Consider the following 19,979-nt stretch of genomic DNA (forward strand, 5'->3'; position numbering starts at 1 on the left):
CTACATGCCCTTACGTCGCTGCGCCCGAGCTACGCGCTGAACCTCCTGACGAACCTCCTCCAGCACTTCCTGCACATACAGCAGGTGACGTGTTGAAATCTCCCGCGCCTGCTCGGCCCGCCCTTCAATAATGGCCAAGTACAGATCACGATGCTGGCTGATGAGCATGTCGCGGGTCTCGGTGCGCTGTTGATACATGCCGCCAATGTTGGTCACCACGTTACGCTTGAGCAGATCGAACAGCCCGCGGATGGTGTGCAGCAAAACGGCGTTATGACTGGCTTCGGCAATGGCCAGGTGAAACCGCGCATCGGCCGCCCCCTCCTCCACTCGACTCACCTCATCGGCCCGCGCATAGCAATCCTGCAAGGCCTCAAACGCCGCTGTCAGCCGCTCACGGTCCACTTCCGTTGCACGTAATGCCGCGTAATAAGCACAGGAAGCCTCAAGCGTCTGGCGAAACTCCAGCAGGTCTCGCTGCGCTTCAGGATTGTTTTCCAACAAATGCAACAAAGGGTCACTGAAGGTTGAGCCCAGGGATTCCACCACATAGTTGCCGCCGCCCTGACGACTGACCAACAACCCTTTGGCCGCCAGCTTCTGGATCGCTTCTCGCAGCGACGGACGCGACACACCAAATCGTTCAGCCAATGCGCGCTCGGCCGGCAAGCGCTCGCCCGACTTCAGCGTGCCCTCAAGGATCATGCCCTCGAGCTGCTCGACAATATCGTCAGACAAACGGCGCTGACGCACCTGATCAAACCCCATAACCCGCTCTCCACCATCCCGACCACGCGCCGGGCTCTCTATTCTGGCCTATCGCCGCGCTCCCGGCACCTATCAGAACGCCTCGGATTATCCCGATCAGAACGCTGCACACCCACCCGTACGACCAAAGTTTCGTGGGCGGCAAATTGACACACCCCTGCCAAGCCTCTTAATCTAGCCCACAGCGACGGTGAATTGGTATTACCAATTATCCACGGCGTACAAACAACAACAATCAGGGGCCACCCCACATGCAAACCTGGCAACAGCTCTACAGCCCTCTCGGCAGTCTCGGTGTATCCGCACTGGCCGCCGTTATCCCCATTGTATTTTTCTTCCTGGCCCTGGCTGTATTCCGCCTCAAGGGGCACGTGGCCGGCAGCATCACCCTCGCGCTGTCGATCCTGGTGGCCATTTTCGCCTTCCAGATGCCGGTCGACATGGCCCTGGCCGCCGCCGGCTACGGCTTCGCCTATGGCTTGTGGCCGATTGCGTGGATCATCGTGGCGGCTGTATTTCTCTACAAGTTGACGGTCAAGAGTGGTCAGTTTGAGGTTATCCGCAGCTCGGTCCTGTCGATTACCGACGACCAGCGCTTGCAGGTATTGCTGATCGGCTTCTGCTTCGGCGCCTTCCTCGAAGGGGCGGCCGGTTTTGGTGCCCCCGTGGCAATCACCGCCGCGCTGCTGGTCGGCCTGGGTTTCAACCCGCTCTACGCCGCCGGCCTGTGCCTGATTGCCAACACCGCCCCGGTCGCCTTTGGTGCGCTGGGCATCCCGATCATCGTGGCGGGCCAGGTCACCGGCATCGACGCCTTCAAGATCGGCGCCATGACCGGGCGCCAACTGCCCCTGCTGTCACTGTTCGTGCCGTTCTGGCTGGTGTTCATGATGGACGGCCTGCGCGGTGTTCGCGAAACCTGGCCCGCAGCCCTGGTGGCCGGCCTGAGCTTTGCCGTCACTCAGTACTTCACCTCCAATTTCATCGGCCCGGAGCTGCCCGACATCACCTCGGCACTGGCCAGCCTGATCGCCCTGACCTTATTCCTCAAAGTCTGGCAACCCAAGCGCAGCGCCGGCGCGCAGATCGCCGGCGCCACCTCGAGCACGGCGGTTACCGCCAGCGCCGGCGGCTTCGGCTTGCCCCGCAACACCCTTGTTTCTCCGTACAGCCTGGGGCAGATTTTCAAGGCATGGTCGCCCTTCCTGATACTCACCGTGCTGGTCACCATCTGGACCCTCAAACCCTTCAAGGCGATGTTTGCCGCCGGCGGCTCGATGTACAGCTGGGTGTTCAACTTTGCGATTCCGCATCTGGACCAACTGGTGATCAAAGTCGCCCCAATCGTCATCAACCCCACCGCCATACCGGCGGTATTCAAGCTGGACCCGATTTCAGCAACCGGCACCGCGATTTTCTTCTCTGCGCTGATCTCGATGGCCGTACTGAAAATAGACATTAAAACTGGTCTTACCACTTTAAAAGAAACCTTTTATGAGCTGCGCTGGCCGATCCTGTCCATTGGCATGGTGTTGGCCTTCGCCTTTGTTACCAACTATTCGGGCATGTCCTCGACCATGGCCCTGGTCCTGGCGGGCACCGGCGCGGCCTTCCCGTTTTTCTCACCGTTCCTCGGCTGGCTTGGTGTGTTCCTGACAGGCTCGGACACGTCGTCCAATGCACTGTTCAGCTCGTTGCAAGCCACCACCGCCCACCAGATCGGCGTCAACGACACCTTGCTGGTGGCGGCGAATACCAGTGGCGGCGTGACCGGCAAAATGATTTCGCCGCAATCCATCGCCGTGGCCTGTGCGGCGACCGGCCTGGTGGGCAAGGAATCCGACCTGTTCCGCTTCACCCTTAAACACAGCCTGTTCTTTGCCACGATCGTCGGGCTGATCACCTTGGCACAGGCGTATTGGTTCACCGGTATGCTGGTGCACTGAGACCTGCACGCAATAGGGTAAGAATCGACGCCGGACAACGGTTCCGGCGTCAGCTATTTCTGGAGGACCGATGAGCCTGCCTGCCGCATTCCTGAGCGACGTCGCACAACTGATCCCGAAGGATCGTCGTTTTGACGATCCACTCTCCACCCTCGCCTTCGGCACCGATGCCAGCTTTTACCGATTGATCCCACAGCTGGTGATACGCGTCGAGTCGGAAGACGAAGTCGTCACGCTGCTGCAACTGGCCCAGCGCGACCGCGTCGCCGTGACCTTCCGCGCAGCGGGCACCAGCTTGTCTGGCCAGGCCATCAGCGACTCGGTGCTGATCGTGCTGGGCGATCAGTGGAATGGCCGCGAAATTCGCGGGCAAGGCCTGCAGATCCGCCTGCAGCCCGGCGTCATCGGCGCTCAGGCCAACGCCTGGCTGGCGCCATTCGGGCGCAAGATCGGGCCGGACCCGGCATCGATCAACGCCTGCAAGATCGGCGGCATCGTCGCCAACAACGCCAGCGGCATGTGCTGCGGTACGGCGCAAAATACCTACCACACCCTGGCAGGCATTCGTCTGGTCCTGGCCGATGGCAGCCGCCTGGACACCGAAGATCCCGCCAGCGTCCAGGCCTTCCGCCAGACCCATGGCGCGCTGCTTGAACGCCTGGCCACACTGGGTTGCGAGACGCGGGCAAACGCCGAACTGGCGGCAAGAATCCGCCACAAATACCGTCTGAAAAATACCACCGGCCTGTCGCTGAATGCTCTGGTGGATTTTGATGACCCGCTGGATATCCTCAGCCATTTACTGGTGGGGTCCGAGGGCACGCTGGGATTTATCAGTGCCGTGACCTACGACACGGTGATCGATCACCCGCACAAGGCCTCGGCACTCATCGTATTCCCGGATGTGGAGACCTGCTGCAACGCGGTCATCGTGCTGAAGACTCAGCCAGTCTCGGCAGTTGAGCTGCTGGACCGACGCAGCCTGCGCTCGGTACAGAACAAACCGGGTATGCCAGCGTTCGTACAGCAACTATCGGACAATGCCTGCGCGCTGCTGATCGAATCCCGCGCCGCCACTTCCTCGTTACTGCATGAACAATTGGCGCTGATCATGGCCTCACTCGCCTCTTTTCCGGTGGAGAAGCAGGTCGACTTCACCGAAGACCCACTGGAAAACGCCCGGCTCTGGGCAATTCGCAAGGACACCTTCCCTGCCGTGGGCGCCGTACGCAAAACCGGCACTACCGTGATCATCGAAGACGTTACCTTTCCGGTCGAACAACTGGCGCTTGGCGTCAACCGCTTGATCGAACTGTTCGACAAACACCACTACGACGAAGCCATCCTTTTCGGACATGCCCTGGAAGGCAATCTGCACTTCGTCTTCACTCAAGGCTTCAACAGCACGGAAGAAATCGCACGCTATCAGGCGTTCATGGACGACGTTGCACACCTGGTCGCGGTTGAATTCGGTGGGTCGTTGAAAGCCGAACACGGCACCGGTCGCAATATGGCGCCGTTTGTCGAACTGGAATGGGGCAGCGATGCCTATCAACTGATGTGGCAGCTCAAGCGCCTGCTCGACCCTAACGGCATCCTCAACCCGGACGTGGTGCTCAGCGAAGATCCGCAGATTCACCTCAAACACCTCAAACCCCTGCCGGCCGCCGACGAGCTTGTGGATAAGTGCATCGAATGCGGGTTCTGCGAGCCGGTGTGCCCGTCGAAAGGCCTGACCTTGAGCCCACGTCAGCGCATTGTGATCTGGCGCGACATCCAGGCCAAACAGCGCGCCGGCGTCGACACCACCGAATTGGAAGCGGCCTACCACTACCAAGGCATCGATACCTGCGCCGCGACCGGGCTCTGCGCCCAACGCTGCCCTGTAGGCATCAATACCGGCGACCTGGTGAAAAAGCTGCGCAGCCGTGACGCCGACCGTACGAAAACCGCCGAATGGCTCGCCACCCATTTCGCCACCGCGCTGCAAGGCGCGCGTTTTACCCTGCATGTCGCCAACGGCGCGCGCATGCTGCTGGGTGCTCCGCGCCTGGCGAAGTTATCGGCCACCGTGACCCGGCTGTCCAAGGGGCAAGTCCCGCAATGGACCAACGCCATGCCACAACCGGAAAAAGCCATTCGCTTCAGCCCCGCCGTTACCGACGAGCGACCACGGGTGGTCTACCTGGCGGCGTGCGTCTCACGCGCCATGGGCCCGGCGGCGGGTGATAAAGAGCAAATGTCGCTGTACGACAAAACCCGTGGCCTGCTGGAAAAAGCCGGTTACCAGGTTGTCTTCCCCGACCACCAGGACAACCTGTGCTGCGGCCAGCCCTTCGCCTCCAAAGGCTATGCCGAACAGGCCGAACACAAGCGTCAGGAACTGATCGGCGCCCTGCTCCACGCCAGCCGTGGCGGCCTCGACCCGATCTATTGCGACACCAGCCCGTGCACCCTGCGCCTGACGCAAGACCTGGGCGAGACACGCCTGGACCTCTACGACCCAGTACGTTTCATCCGCACGCACCTCATGGACCGCCTCGACTTCACGCCGCAGGAAGCGCCCATTGCCGTCCACGTCACCTGCAGCACCCAGCACCTCGGCGAAAGCCAGGCGCTGATCGACCTCGCCCGACGCTGCGCCAAGACCGTCGTCATCCCCGAAGGCATTCACTGCTGCGGCTTTGCCGGCGACAAAGGCTTCACCACCCCGGAACTCAACGCCCACTCACTGCGCACCCTCAAGGACGCGGTGCAACACTGCAGCGAAGGCATCTCCACCAGCCGCACCTGCGAGATCGGCCTGAGCAAGCACGGCGGCATCGATTATCACGGGCTGGTGTACCTCGTGGACCGCGTCACCCAGGCCCGCGCCCATTAAGCCCGCAAAATAAAACAGAACCCCTGCGCGCCGGTGTAGTCATCTGCATAGGCCTCGACAAACGAGGCTCACAGTGATGTCGCTGGCAGCCCCTCAACGCCAGCAGCGTCGAGCCCTTTTGCGCAAGGAGATACCCTATGAAGCGTTCCGCTCTTGCTGGCTTGTTCATTACCGCTGCGATGCTGGCGTCCCCCGCTTTCGCGGCCGGTGATAAAGACCTGTGCCAGATCAACCTGGACAAAATCAACAACGGTAAAGCCCTGCTGTCCACCGACACCAGTGGCAAAAGCGGCGAAATCGACACCGCCGTCGCCCAAGCCAAGGCCGCTCATGCGGCAGGTGATGACAAGAAGTGCATCGAAATCACCTCCAAGGCCCTGCAAGACCTGCAGAACAGCGAAAAAGGCGGTCAGTAAGCGATAGGGCCGACCTTCGGGTTGGCCTTTCGTGAAGGTTTGGCGTACACTGCACAAGCTTGTCACTCACTAGAAACAACGAGTTACAAGCACGGGGCCGTTTAGGATTCGACGCCGGTCGCGAAACTTTAGGTGCATGCCGAGTTGGTAACAGAACTCGTAAATCCACTGTTGCAACTTCTTATAGTTGCCAATGACGAAAACTACGGCCAGGAATTCGCTCTCGCTGCGTAAGCAGCCTTAGCCCTGAGCTTCTGGTACCTTCGGGTCCAGCAATCACCAGGGGATGTCTGTAAACCCAAAGTGATTGTCATATAGAACAGAATCGCCGTGCAGTACGTTGTGGACGAAGCGGCTAAAACTTACACAACTCGCCCAAAGCACCCTGCCCTTCGGGTCGCTGAGGGTTAACTTAATAGAAACGGCTACGCATGTAGTACCGACAGCGGAGTACTGGCGGACGGGGGTTCAAATCCCCCCGGCTCCACCAAATGATCAAAAAAAGACGTCCACGGACGTCTTTTTTTGTGCCTGCGATCCAGTAAATACGCGGCCTCCAGCGCTTTTGCGGTCTTTTGAAAGTTTTTGAGTTCCAGCCATTCGGGTATTCCAGACGGTATTCCACCTCATCCGGTGCTAATCTTTGGAATACCGAATCAGTGCCTGAGGAGAATCTCATGCCTGCTCAAAACCTCCGTCTCTCCGATCGACAGCTCAAGGGAGTCAAACCCGCGTCTAAGGATTACGTCCTCACGGACGGTGACGGTTTGCAGCTCCGCGTACGCAGCAACGGCTCGTTACTGTGGAATTTCAACTACCGCGAACCGGTGACCAAAAAGCGCATCAACATCGGCTTCGGGACCTACCCCGAACTGTCACTGGCGAATGCACGAAAGAAGGCAGTCGAGGCCCGCGAACTGCTGGCCCAGGGCATCGATCCGAAGGTGCAACGCAATACGTTGAATGAAGCCAAGCGCGCGGAAACGGAACACACCTTCGAGAACGTAGCCACCGCCTGGTTCGAGCTCAAGAAAGACTCGGTCACCCCGGCCTACGCCGAGGACATCTGGCGGTCGCTCACGCTGCACGTGTTCCCAGATTTGAAGACGACTCCACTCGCGAAAATCACTGCGCCGATGGTGATCGGATTGCTTCGCCCAATCGAAGCGAAAGGCAGCCTGGAGACGGTCAAACGTCTTAGCCAGCGGCTAAACGAGATCATGACCTACGGCGTAAACTCCGGCCTGATCTTCGCCAACCCGCTCAGCGGCATCAGGGCAGTATTCAAGAAGCCCAAGAAAGAGAACATGGCTGCGCTTCCGCCCGAAGAGCTCCCCAAGCTCATGCTGGAAATCGCAAATGCCAGCATCAAGCGCACGACCCGTTGCCTCATCGAATGGCAGTTGCACACGATGACTCGGCCCGCCGAGGCGGCGACTACTCGCTGGGCAGACATCGACTTTGAAAGGCGTGTCTGGACTATCCCACCGGAACGGATGAAGAAGCGTAGCCCACACAGCATCCCATTGAGTGATCACGCTGTCGCACTGCTGGAGTCACTGAAGACTCACAGCGGCCATCGCAAATACGTCTTCCCGGCAGACAGAAATCCGCGCACCCACGCCAATAGCCAGACCGCCAACATGGCGTTGAAACGCATGGGGTTCCAGGATCGCTTGGTCAGTCACGGCATGCGCTCGATGGCCAGCACCATCTTGAATGAGCATGGTTGGGACCCGGAACTCATTGAGGTCGCACTGGCGCATGTCGACAAGGATGAGGTGCGTAGCGCTTACAATCGAGCCGACTACATCGAGCGTCGGCGTCCGATGATGGCTTGGTGGAGTGAGTACATCCAGAAAGCTGCCACCGGTAGCCTACTCGCCTCAGCATACGGCCAAGTCAGAGACAAGAACGTGGTGCCGATCCGCTAGCGCTATACAGTTGCACTTATGCCAGCGACAACAACTGTGCACTCAACATTCGGGGCAAGCAGCCTCGCTTATCCGCTTCTAAGCGCGGGTCCATCCAAACAGGGCTGCAAAGCCGCCCCGTTTGGATGGACCTTACTTTGAAGAGCTAAAATCGACCACGTTGTCCAGGATTTACCACGGAATTCCACCGGTGGATAACCGTTCTTCAAGTCCAAAGTGACGCTGAATTTCGAACCTTGACCGGGTTTATCCACAGGCGTACAACTGGCCGTGCAAGCGCTGTCGATGACAGCAACCCAGGTGGCCCGAACCTTGAAGGTCACGCCGCTTTCGCGGTGGTTCAGCCCAAAAGGCGATTCGCGTCCGGCAGCTCGCCCGGTCACCTCCCCGGTGATGGATGCCTACTTCAGATCATTGCCCTCGTGCGCCAGACGACACTTCCTACTTCGCTGCCCTGCAGCAACCTATCCGCTTGGCCATTTCATTGCGCCAACCTGCGCCCGTCTCTTTCTTCCGGAAAGAGACGGGCGCTCCTACTGCTGCTGCAGCCCACATCGTACAAGGCTTTGCGGCATTTCCCCTCGTGACAATCGGCGTGACAAACACCGAAGTCACCAGCAACAGCGATGCAGATGATGGTGCCGCAGCCCACGGAATGGACTGCATCTGACTGACAGTCAGGCATGCCCCGGTCATCGCAGTGCTGCTTTTACCCGGCTCAGGATCTCGCGGCGCTGGTGTCGTCAGCCAGTGCAGCCTCCACCCGCCCACCGGTATCGGTGCTCAGGAGGCCAGATCATGAGATGCCCTCGCTCCCGGCCGTAAGGAGCCGCCAGTCCTGCGTCAGTGGACACCCTCACAGGTCGCAGGGGCCTTGATCCCTGATAACACTCAACATTCTTGGCGGGATGACGTGGGGCGAGGATTGGAGAACGGAAGATGAGGTGACTGACATGGCATTGGTAGGTAGACGCGATGGCCGCAATTTCGGCTACGGCAGGCAATTGAGCTACGCAGGGCCGCAGGCATTGAAAGACATGTTCGGCGGTGGCCACTACGGCACGGTCAAGGCGCATTCTGATCGGTGGCAGGCATTTGTGAAGTGGTGCCGATCCGAACAGGGGCCCGGTATCAATGATGCGCGGCAGGTTGATCGGAAGGTATTGGCCAACTATGCGGCGTATCTCCATGACCTGGTTGGGCGCGGTGGCCTCGCCACCAGCACTGCGCAAAATCGGCTATCCAGCGTTAACAGGACCATGGCGGCGCTTCGCGGTGATCAGTGCGTGAAATTGCCAAGTCCGAGCAAGGCGTTGGGTATGCAGCGCACCGGGGTTCGACACTCGGTGCCGCAGGGCCAGGACCACGAACAGGTTAAGCAGATCGTCGATGCGCTTTGCAGCCATCATCAGTTACGGGCCGCCGCGATCGTTCTGTTGGCACGAGCCACTGGCATGCGTTTGCGTGAGGCTATCTTGGCTGACCTGCCACGGCTGAGCCGTGAGGCTAACGGCCAAGGCAGGATTAACATTCAGGATGGCACCAAAGGCGGCCGCGCCGGCGCCTCGGCACCCCGTTGGATTACGGTGAATGACCATATTCTTGGTGCGCTTAGGTTTGCACGGCAGGTGTCGCCTGTGGGTAGCAGCAACCTGATTGCGCCACACGAAAGCTACCTGAATCTTGTACAAAAAATCATCCGCCCTGCGCGGGCCATCCTGCATGCGCACAACCTGAAAGGCTTCCATGAGCTACGAGCGGCGTACGCGTGTGAGCGCTATGAGCAAATTACTCAACACCGGGCGCCTATCAACGGCGGCCAATGTTGCCGGGTAGATAGGCAACTTGATCGTGAGGCCTGGAGGCAAATCAGCTATGAGCTGGGGCACGGGCGGATCGACGTGGTCGCCGCGTACATTGGAGGGTGGTCTTGAGTAAGCCATTCGATATGGAGCTGTTTTTGGCTGGCGTGCTGACCGGCTCGCACGCAACCCGGCAACGCCATGTGCGACAGGCGAAAATCATCCAGACTGAAATTGCAGAGCGCTGGCAGCGAAAAACGCCTTGGGCTTGGCAGAGAAAGCATGTGGTTTGGTTCCTTGAACATCGCCTAGATCGACGCAACGGCGCGACGCGGTATTACTATTTGCTGACCGTGCGGCTGATCGTTCGTCGTTTAGAAAAATCATGGACTTTGCCTCCCAGAGAGAGGATCTGATTTTGATAGTCACGACCGACTACAGACGATCCAAACCGGTCAGTCATTACAGGAAGTAATCCGCCATTAGCAGTCCTTCATGTCAGCCTATGATTGCTCGCAAGCAGCCAGCTCTGTTAAAGCGAATCCATCTATACAGTCTTAGTGGCATTGGGCTACCCTCATCGAGTTTATGGATTCCACGTTTTACCCCTTGCCGTAGGGAAACGGACATGATCGATGAGCTTCAAGCCAGCAAATCCTGCAACTTCTATCGCCGAAAAGCTCCGATCACAATGGGCGCAATCACGGCGTTGTTCCGGGCGATCAGATGTGCTCACACATCTCCCTCGAACAACCTATTCTCTTTCATACGGCAGGCCCACGGGGCATCAATCTGGTCTGCTCTATGCTTTCAATTCGACAAGACACCAGCTTTCCTACCTGACGCTGACGACGTGATCGACCGAGTAACCGGATATTTGCTGATCGTCGAGCACCGTGATTACGTCGCCATTTTCAAATCCCAGATCGACGTCCCCGCAGATTTCACCAAGCGGCACCTGCAGCGCATCAGCTCCCAAGATGTTGACCGTGGACTCACTAGCAAGGATTCAGTATTTGCCCGGGTTCGGCTGCGCCATATGACGTTGTCCCGCTTTGCATTGCGCAGCAAGACACTTGAGGGCGAGAACCTCCAGAATAACGTGGGCATGGCCTCCTCGGCTCGATTTGCCCCGCTGGGTTACAGCTTCACAGAGGCGGACGAGCACTTCTCAACAACACCGCGAACCGGCCGGATTTCACTTCGAGCGGATCGTGCTGGCTACCTGGAACTGGTGGACTATGCCTGCAGTATCATTGACCGCCTGCACCCTCGACCTGGAAGGCCATCGTCCTCCCCTTTTCTGGCAGCTTTCGCGCGACCGCTGGAGCTATCGGATCTGACGGCTAGCCCTACCCAATTTGCGGTTGATACCGCCATCCTCGGACAGGCCATCTTTGACGACAAAGTTATTCGTTTGGTCAAGCGGGACGGAGGTGGCTATCGAGAGCTGCCAAAAGTTGAAGTCGATCCGATACTCGCAGAGCTGACAGACGTCTTGGGAGTTGCCAAAAACGCCGCCGGCAAACTGCTCGTGTCCCAGCTTGCAACAGGCGCCGAAGTGGGCGAACTCGCGATCAACAAAACGCGAATCGCCTTGAAACGCCTCACGCTACCTCTGCTCGCCAATGTCTATGTCGAGGACACACAGTTCGCTCTAGGAGCGGACGAAGGTCGCGTTCTGCTTAAGCAGTTCATCGACAAAGAAGACACGTACATTGTCCTATTCGACCAGCCTCGCTTTGCCTATCTGGACGGCAACCTTTACCAGGACGACTCCTTGGTGAACGGTGGCAATCAGTTCCTGGGCTACCTCTTCGGCAATGCAGAGCTGGCTAATGTCACGGACGAGAAAGGTGCCTTTACCGCTGTCCATCATACGTTCGATCTTGACTCCACGTTCGGCGCAGTACTATCGACGGTCGCGCCCGAAGACGATGTTATGGTCTGCGATGATCTTGGTGACGAATGGGCTGATTTCATTGGCTTCCGAACGGATCCAGCCTCTCCAAGAATCACCTTCTACCATGCCAAGCACGGGGAGTTGACTCTCGGCGCGAGCGCGTTCCACGTTTCTGTCAGCCAGGCTATCAAAAACCTGGGCAATCTCAATTTGCCCGCACCGGCCATGACCAAGAAATTCGCGCGATGGAATCGGCTTTATACCAACAACAGGGTAAAAACAGGCATTCATCGCACATGCCGAGGCACAACCGCAGATTCTCGAACTGCAGTGGAGTTTTGCAGGAATGCCCCTCACACCTTCAAACGGGTGGCCATCGTGACCTCATCCCTGAGCAAGGGCGCGGTTGAGAAAGCGTTTCAGGACATCGCAGCGGGCCACACTGCAAGCCCCTACTTCGTCCAGCTCTATTGGTTATTGTCGTCTTTCTTTGCTGCCTGTGCGGAGGTTGGAGCTTTCGGCTGCGTAATATGTCAGGAATGACGCTGTGACTGTTACCGCTGACCGAAAACTGACCCAGTAAAGGCTGGTTGCCGACAAGGGCTATAACGCAGAGGCATTTCGTCAGCACTCTGACCGTTATCGAATGCAGCCAGTCATCCCGCTGCGCAAGATGATACGTAAGCCAAAGCCCGCGGCACCCCGCCGGCTCAACAAGCCCCAATACACGAGACGAGACATCATTGAGCGGATGTTCTGCTGGCTGAAAGACAACCACCTGATTGGTAACCGCTACGACAACCTCGCGGACAGCTTTTCTGCGATGCTCTCGCTGGACTGTTCGCTGCGGTGTTTACGACAGCTGGTTTCGTACAGAGTCCAGACCTCACCGAATGTTCGTATTCATGGGTCTCCTTTAATGGATTTGACAAGTAAAAAACACCACGGTGGCCGAGTCTGTAACGCTCATGGATAATGGTGGGTTTCCGGCCGTTCAGCTACACGTCGCGCCCCTTTGACACCAGGACAATAGCCCCTTCCCCATGAACCATTACGCACATACCAAACTTGTCTCATTCATTTGGTCTATCGCGGATGACTGCCTTCGCGACGTTTACGTCCGGGGCAAATACCGTGACGTCATCCTGCCGATGGTTGTTCTGCGTCGCCTCGATACTCTCCTCGAGCCCACCAAGGCCGAAGTCCTGGAGGAGGTCCGCTTTCAGAAAGGCGAAATGAAGGCGACTGAGCTGGACGATGCACCGCTAAAGGCGGCCTCTGGCTACGTATTCTTCAACACGAGCAAATGGACACTGAAGCTGCTGCATGCAACCGCCACTAACAACCAACAGATACTGCTGGCCAACGTGGAAGACTACTTGAACGGGTTCAGCGACAACGTCAAAGAGATCATCTCGCGCTTCAAGCTACTGGAGCAGATGCGGCACATGGCAAACAAGCAGGTCTTACTGGACGTGCTAGAAAAGTTTATCTCGCCCTACATCAACCTCACGCCACATCAGGTCGAAGACCCTGACGGTAACACCCTGCCAGCCCTCAGCAACCTCGGCATGGGCTATGTCTTCGAAGAGCTGATCCGCAAGTTCAATGAAGATAACAACGAGGAGGCGGGCGAGCACTTTACTCCGCGTGAAGTGATCCACCTTATGACCCACTTGGTCTTCGACCCGATCAAGGATCGGCTGCCCCCCGTTATGACCATCTATGACCCCGCCTGTGGTAGCGGCGGCATGCTAACGGAGTCGCAGAACTACGTCATTGACCCCGATGGTTTGATCAAAGCTACCGGCGACGTCTATCTGTACGGTAAGGAAATCAACGACGAGACCTATGCCATCTGCAAATCCGACATGATGATTAAGGGCAACAACCCCGAAAACATCAAGGTCGGCTCCACCCTGTCCACCGATGAGTTCGCCGCCCAGCGCTTTGATTTCATGTTATCCAACCCGCCCTACGGCAAAAGCTGGAACAGTGAACTCAAATACATCAAGGACGGCAACGACGTCATCGACCCGCGCTTCAAGGTCGAGCTGAATAATTACTGGGGCACCAGGGAAACCAAAGACGCAACCCCCCGCTCCAATGACGGCCAACTGCTATTCCTGATGGATATGGTGGGCAAGATGAAGTCCACCAAGGACAGTTCCATAGGCTCGCGTATCGCCTCGGTCCACAACGGCTCCAGCCTGTTTGCAGGCGATGCTGGCAGCGGCGAGTCCAACATCCGCCGCCACATCATCGAAAACGACCTGCTCGACACCATCATCCAGTTGCCGAACAACTTGTTCTACAACACCGGCATCACCACCTATATCTGGCTGCTGACCAACGCCAAGCCCGCAGCACGACAGGGCAAGGTGCAACTGATCGACGCCAACCCGCTATTTCGTAAGCTACGCAAAAACCTTGGTGACAAGAACTGCGAATTCGCTCCTGAACATGTCGAAGAAATCACAAGCGCCTATCTTGCTTTCCAATCGGTCGAACGGAAGCTGGATGCCAACGGCGACCCCACCGGCATTGCCGTGCAGATCTACGACAACACCGATTTCGGCTATCACAAGGTCACTATCGAGCGCCCCGACCGCCGCCGCGCCCAGTTCAGCGCTGAACGGCTTGCTCCCCTGCGCTTCGATAAATCCCTGCGCGAACCGATGGAGTATCTGTGGGAAGCACACGGTGAGGCGGTCTATGAGCCGGGCTTCCTGAATGCGCATGCTAAGCCGGTCATGGAGTGGTGCGAAGAGCAGGGCATCACCCTGAACGCCAAGGCCCGCGCCAAGTTAATTGATACCGCCAACTGGAAGCGTCTGCGCGAATTGCTCGATCACGGACACCAGTTGATGCAGGCCATCGGTACGGATGAAACTGCCGACTACAACGAGTTTTGTGATCGCATTAGCAAGGTGCTGAAGACCCGAAAGATCAAGCTGTCAGCGACCGAGAAGAACGCCATCTTGAATGCGGTGAGCTGGTATGCCGAGGACGCAGAAAAGGTGATAGACAAATCTCTTCGCTTTACCGACCTGGAGCTCGCATCGGTAGCTGCGCAGCTAGGCTGCGACGTATCAGCGCTAGGCGATTTTGGCTTTTATGCACAGGCCGATGGCACCTGGCTGACCTACGCCTCAAACACCGACCTCCGCGACAGCGAGTCTGTGCCGCTGAAGGACAGCATTCACGGCTACTTCCTGGCCGAGGTGAGGCCCTATGTCGAAGAGGCCTGGATCAACCTCGACTCGGTCAAAATCGGATACGAGATCAGCTTCAACAAATACTTCCACTATCACAAGCCGCTGCGGAGTTTGGGCGAAGTTACGGCGGATATTCTGACGCTGGAGCAGCAGGCTGACGGACTGATCTCGGATATTTTGGGTGTCCCGATGGCGGCGTTGTCGGAGGTGGGATGATGGATAGGTTTGGGTTCGAGCAGTACGAAAGCTACGCAGAAAGCAATGTTAGATGGATTGGTAAATTACCATCGCATTGGAAAGTTGAGCGAAGCAAATGGCTTTTTTCTGACCGCAAAGAGCGCGCAAGACGGGGCGAGCCACAACTTGCAGCTACTCAAAAATACGGCGTGATTCCTCAATCGCAATTCATGGAGATTGAGGGACGCCGAGTGACCCAAGTCTTTCTTGATTTTGACATTCTAAAACATGTTGAATCTGGCGACTTCGTGATGAGCATGCGTAGCTTCCAGGGCGGAATTGAGTACTCTGAACACACGGGGTGCGTTAGTTCAGCATATGTCGCTTTGCGACCTGGACCGCGCGTAGAGCCAGCCTTTTTTCGCTATCTACTTAAAAGCACCAGATATATTGAGGCCCTACAAAGCACATCCAATCTAGTGCGTGATGGGCAGGCGCTTCGCTTTGACAACTTCTCGGCGGTCGACCTATTCATCGTTCCCATTGAGGAGCAGCGTTCGATCGCGACATTCTTGGACGAGAAGTGCGCCAAGATCGATGTAGCTGTGAAGATCAAGGAAGACCAGATCACGCTGCTACGCGAGCGGCGTCAGATCATCATTCAGGAAGCCGTAACCCGCGGCCTGAATTCCGCCACTCCATTGAAAGACAGCGGCATCGACTGGATTGGCCAAATCCCAGCGCATTGGGAGGTGCGGCGCAGCAAGTTTGTCTTCACGCAACGCAAAGAGTTGGCGCGAAAGGATGACATTCAGCTTTCTGCCACCCAATCCTATGGGGTTATTCCTCAAGAGAAGTTTGAGGAGCTAGTTGGTCGCAGGGTCGTGAAAATCCAGACGAACCTCGAAAAACGCAAGCACGTAGAGTTGGACGACTTCGTGATCAGCATGCGCAGCTTCCAAGGCGGCCTGGAGCGAGCTTGGGCGGCGGGCTGCATCAGGTCCTCCTACATTATTTTGCGACCGCACGAGGAGATTTGCCCGACCTTCTTCGGCTACCTTTTCAAAAGCCCTCGATATATTAAAGCCCTGCAAACAACTGCAAGCTTCATTCGCGACGGGCAAGACTTGACCTTCGAAAATTTCGCGATGGTCGACCTTTTCCTTCCACCCATCAATGAACAGCGTGAGATTGCGGACGAAATCAAAAGAAAATGCGAGAAGGTTGAGAATGGTATTGCCATCAAAGAACGCCAGATCGCCGCGCTCAAGGAATACAAAGCCAGCCTAATCAACGCGGCCGTCACCGGCAAGATCAAGGTTATTTAAGGGATAGTATATGGTCAGCAATACTAGGGAAGTTGCACTCGAGCAGGCGATTCAGAAATATCTGACCGGCTGGACGACCGAAGAGCTGGCAGGCAAGCCCGTGCCGGTTGGCGGCGGCCCCTATAGCATCGGCCTGCCCGGTGACTTCAACGCCCAGTATGCGCTCGACACTGCCATGTTCTGGCAGTTTTTGGAGTCGACACAGGGCAAGGAGCTGGCCAAGCTGCAATCGCGCAACCCATCAGATTGGCAAGCTAAGATCCTTGAGCGCTTTGATCGGATGATCAAAAGGCACGGCCTGCTGCATCTGCTGAAAAAGGGTCTATCGGTCGATGACGCGTTCTTCTCACTGATGTACCCCGCTCCGCTGGCCAGCTCTGCCCCCCGCATCCACGAAAACTTCGCTGCCAATATTTGGAGCATCACTCGACAGGTCCGCTATTCGCAGAGTAACCCTCTGGAAGAAATCGACATGGTGCTGTTCCTGAACGGCATACCCTTGGTCACGGTCGAGTTAAAGAACGCCTGGACTGGGCAAACTGCCCGCTTTCATGGCCAGAAGCAGTACCACGAAAAACGCGACGCCACCCAGCCTCTGCTGCAATTTGGCCGCGCACTTGTGCATATGGCGGTGGACACCGACGAGGTGTTCATGACCACCAAGCTTACCGGGGCCTCGACTTTCTTTCTGCCGTTCAACAAGGGCCACAACAATGGCGAGGGCAACCCGCCGAACCCCAGCGGCCACAAGACCGCCTATCTGTGGGAAGAGGTGTTCCTGCCCGCCAGCCTTGCGGGCATCATCCAGCATTTCGTTCTGCTGGAGGGCAAAGCCACCGATCCGCTGGCGAAGAAATCGCTGATCTTCCCGCGCTATCAGCAGTTGGACGTGGTGCGCCGCTTGCTGGACCACGCGTCCACCAACGGTGTCGGCCACAGCTATCTGATCCAGCATTCGGCGGGATCAGGCAAATCGAACTCGATCACCTGGGCGGCCTATCAGCTGATCGACGCGTACCCCAATAGCGTCGGCCTCCCTGGCGCCAAGGGCCTAGACCAGCCCTTGTTTGACTCGGTTATTGTGGTGACGGACCGGCGCTTGCTCGATAAGCAGCTGCGCGACAACATCAAGGACTTCTCTGAGGTCAAGAACATCGTCGCCCCAGCGCTGCGTTCAGCCGACCTAAAATCCGCGCTGGAGAACGGCAAGAAGATCATCATCACGACAATTCAGAAGTTCCCCTTCATCATTGATGGCATTGCGGACCTAAGCGAAAAACGATTCGCCGTGATCATCGACGAGGCGCACAGCGGTCAAAGCGGCCAGGCCCATGACACCATGAACCGCGCGATGGGTGCCGGGGACACCGACCTGGACGAGGATGATCCGCAAGACCGAATCCTGGCGGCGATGCAGTCCCGCAAAATGCGCGGTAACGCGTCCTATCTGGCCTTTACCGCAACGCCTAAGGCGACCACGCTTGAGAAGTTTGGCGAACAGCAATCCGACAGGAGCTTCAAGCCATTCCATCTTTACAGCATGAAGCAGGCCATTGAAGAGGGTTTCATCCTCAATGTGCTGGCTAACTACACGACCTATAAAAGCTATTACGAAATCCAGAAGTCCGTGGAGGGAAACCCGCTTTTTGACACCCAGAAGGCTCAGAAGAAGCTGCGGGCCTATGTCGAACGCAGCCAGCACACGATCAACACCAAGGCCGAGATTATGCTGGACCATTTCATCCCACAGGTCGTGAATGCCAAGAAGCTTCGCGGCAAGGCCAAGGGGATGATCATTACCCAGAATATCGAATCCGCAATCCGTTATTACAAGGCTGTAAACAAGCTGCTCGACGCACAAGGAACCCCGTTTAAGGCGTTGATCGCTTTTTCGGGAGAGAAGACCGTCGATGGGTTGAAGCACACCGAAGCCGAAATGAACGGCTTTCCTGAAAGTGAGACGCGGGAAAAGTTCGACACTGACGACTATCGGCTGCTGATCGTGGCCAACAAGTATCTGACCGGGTTTGACCAGCCCAAGCTGGCTGCGATGTATGTGGACAAGAAGCTGCAGTTCGTCCTAGCCGTCCAAGCCCTGTCTCGCCTGAACCGTTCGGCCCCAAAGTTGGGCAAGCGAACGGAAGATCTGTTCATCCTCGACTTCTTCAACAGCGTCGATGACATCAAGACGGCCTTCGATCCCTTCTACACCGTGACAACGCTGTCCGAGGCGACCGACGTCAACGTGTTGCACGAGCTGAAGGACGCACTGGACCAAGTTGGAGTATACGAGTGGCAGGAGGTCGAAGACTTCGTCACACGTTATTTTGCCGGTGAAGATGCCCAGGCCCTCAGCCCGATCATCGATGTTGCAGCCAATCGCTTCAACACTGAGTTGGAGTTGCTGGACCCCGAGAAGATCGACTTCAAGATCAAGGCCAAGCAGTTCGTGAAGATCTACGGTCAGATGGCGTCGATCATCCCGTTTGAAGTGCTGGTGTGGGAAAAGCTGTTCTGGCTGCTGAAGTTTCTGATCCCCAAGCTCATGATCGAAGATCCCAATCAGGATATGCTCGACGAACTGCTTGAGGCCGTTGACCTGTCATCGTATGGCTTGGAGCGCACGAAGCTGAACCAGGAAATCGGCCTCGACGATTCCGACACGGAACTGACGCCGCAAAACCCGAACCCACGCGGCAACCGCGACGGCGATCCGGAAACTGATCCGCTGGATGAAATCATTCGCAGCTTCAACGAGCGGTGGTTTCATGGCTGGAGCGCGACGCCTGAGGAGCAACGTGTCAAGTTCGTCAACATCGTCAACAGCATCCGCGCACACCCGGACTACACAGCCAAGTACGAGGACAATGCTGACCCTTACAATCGCGGCCTCGCATTGGAAAAGATGCTCCAGGACGTGATGCTGAAAAGGCGAAAGGACGAGCTGGAGCTCTATAAGCTGTTTGCCTCTGATCCGGCGTTCAAAGCGGCATGGAGCCAGAACATCGAGCAGGTGCTCAAAAAGAACTTGGACAATCAGGCCAGCGCATAAAGCGAAAAAACTGGGGGAGTCTACCGGCTGCACAAGCACGCAGACGGCGACTATAGCCTCGACCCAGCCACCGCTGTAGTCAGAGGTAAGACCCATGATTCGGAGAAGACGCGGGTGTCGGAGATCATCAAGGCGCTGAGAGACAGCTTCGTTGCTGAGGTAAGGGGTTCTTTACCGACATCGCTAATCACATCAGCCGGCAAAAGGATTTGATGGCTCATGGTCACGAAGCGTGCTGGTCAGATCGAATGCAAACGTGTGGGCAAGTGGAGTGCAGTATTCCAATTAGTATTCCAATTAAAAATTTGGAACTATATTGATCTTATAAATCAATATTTTACGCGACGGATTCAAATTACCCCGGCCGACCAATTCGAAGCATCAACAAAACCCGCCTAGTGCGAGTTTTGTCGTTTCTAGGGTTCAAAAAACCCAGCAGGCGAGCCCTCAGAATTTTCCTTCAACATATCGCGCCTTCGATGAACTGGCACAACCCCCTCCACCACGCTAACTTTTCCACGTCGCTGCTCATCAGCGATCGGCTTTGACAGGCC

At 56.9% G+C, this 19,979-nt stretch carries 11 protein-coding genes, 1 other RNA gene and 1 pseudogene; 12 read left to right on the forward strand and 1 reads right to left on the reverse strand.

Annotated elements, in window-relative coordinates; translation table 11 throughout:
- A complete protein-coding gene (locus CIB54_RS08800) occupies positions 1-768 on the reverse strand; it encodes an FCD domain-containing protein (protein ID WP_101219542.1) in 768 nt (255 codons plus the stop codon).
- Positions 769-1,019: 251 nt separating this feature from the next.
- Between CIB54_RS08800 and CIB54_RS08805 the strand changes: the two genes are divergently transcribed.
- The 12 genes and pseudogenes from CIB54_RS08805 to CIB54_RS08865 all read left to right on the forward strand — a co-directional run bounded on the left by CIB54_RS08805 (position 1,020) and on the right by CIB54_RS08865 (position 19,425).
- Positions 1,020-2,714, forward strand: a complete 1,695-nt coding sequence (locus CIB54_RS08805; RefSeq protein ID WP_065952166.1) for a lactate permease LctP family transporter — start codon at positions 1,020-1,022, stop codon at positions 2,712-2,714.
- Between the two features lie 70 nt (positions 2,715-2,784).
- Entirely contained in the window at positions 2,785-5,595 is a 2,811-nt protein-coding gene (locus CIB54_RS08810; RefSeq protein WP_101219544.1) for an FAD-binding and (Fe-S)-binding domain-containing protein, read from the forward strand.
- A 137-nt stretch (positions 5,596-5,732) separates the two neighbouring features.
- The gene (locus tag CIB54_RS08815) at positions 5,733-6,011 is read left to right on the forward strand and encodes a hypothetical protein (RefSeq protein ID WP_065883919.1); all 279 of its coding nucleotides are present in this window, start codon (positions 5,733-5,735) and stop codon (positions 6,009-6,011) included.
- Between the two features lie 93 nt (positions 6,012-6,104).
- Positions 6,105-6,501, forward strand: a transfer-messenger RNA (tmRNA) gene (gene ssrA, locus CIB54_RS08820).
- A 187-nt stretch (positions 6,502-6,688) separates the two neighbouring features.
- Positions 6,689-7,945, forward strand: coding sequence for an integrase domain-containing protein (locus tag CIB54_RS08825; protein ID WP_101219546.1), 1,257 nt, complete (start codon positions 6,689-6,691; stop codon positions 7,943-7,945).
- A 953-nt stretch (positions 7,946-8,898) separates the two neighbouring features.
- Entirely contained in the window at positions 8,899-9,879 is a 981-nt protein-coding gene (locus tag CIB54_RS08835) for an integrase domain-containing protein (RefSeq protein ID WP_101219658.1), read from the forward strand.
- Complete coding sequence (locus CIB54_RS08840) at positions 9,876-10,163, forward strand: hypothetical protein (protein WP_101219550.1); 288 nt, start codon at positions 9,876-9,878, stop codon at positions 10,161-10,163. The genes CIB54_RS08835 and CIB54_RS08840 overlap by 4 nt, the downstream gene beginning before the upstream one ends.
- 212 nt (positions 10,164-10,375) lie before the next feature.
- On the forward strand, positions 10,376-12,193 hold the full coding sequence (locus CIB54_RS27445) for a hypothetical protein (protein ID WP_198557188.1): 1,818 nt from the start codon (positions 10,376-10,378) through the stop codon (positions 12,191-12,193).
- A 43-nt stretch (positions 12,194-12,236) separates the two neighbouring features.
- Positions 12,237-12,527 (forward strand): annotated as a pseudogene (locus tag CIB54_RS08850) (IS5/IS1182 family transposase); the annotation flags it as partial.
- 166 nt (positions 12,528-12,693) lie between these two features.
- Positions 12,694-15,084, forward strand: a complete 2,391-nt coding sequence (locus CIB54_RS08855; RefSeq protein ID WP_047882042.1) for a type I restriction-modification system subunit M — start codon at positions 12,694-12,696, stop codon at positions 15,082-15,084.
- Positions 15,081-16,373, forward strand: a complete 1,293-nt coding sequence (locus CIB54_RS08860) for a restriction endonuclease subunit S (protein ID WP_047882041.1) — start codon at positions 15,081-15,083, stop codon at positions 16,371-16,373. The genes CIB54_RS08855 and CIB54_RS08860 overlap by 4 nt, the downstream gene beginning before the upstream one ends.
- A 10-nt stretch (positions 16,374-16,383) precedes the next feature.
- Positions 16,384-19,425: a type I restriction endonuclease subunit R gene (locus tag CIB54_RS08865; RefSeq protein WP_047882040.1), complete on the forward strand. Its 3,042-nt coding sequence runs from the start codon at positions 16,384-16,386 to the stop codon at positions 19,423-19,425.
- The last annotated feature ends 554 nt before the right edge of the window (positions 19,426-19,979 follow it).

Origin of the sequence: Pseudomonas fluorescens, assembly GCF_002837185.1 — a bacterium.
GTDB lineage: Bacteria > Pseudomonadota > Gammaproteobacteria > Pseudomonadales > Pseudomonadaceae > Aquipseudomonas > Aquipseudomonas fluorescens_AM.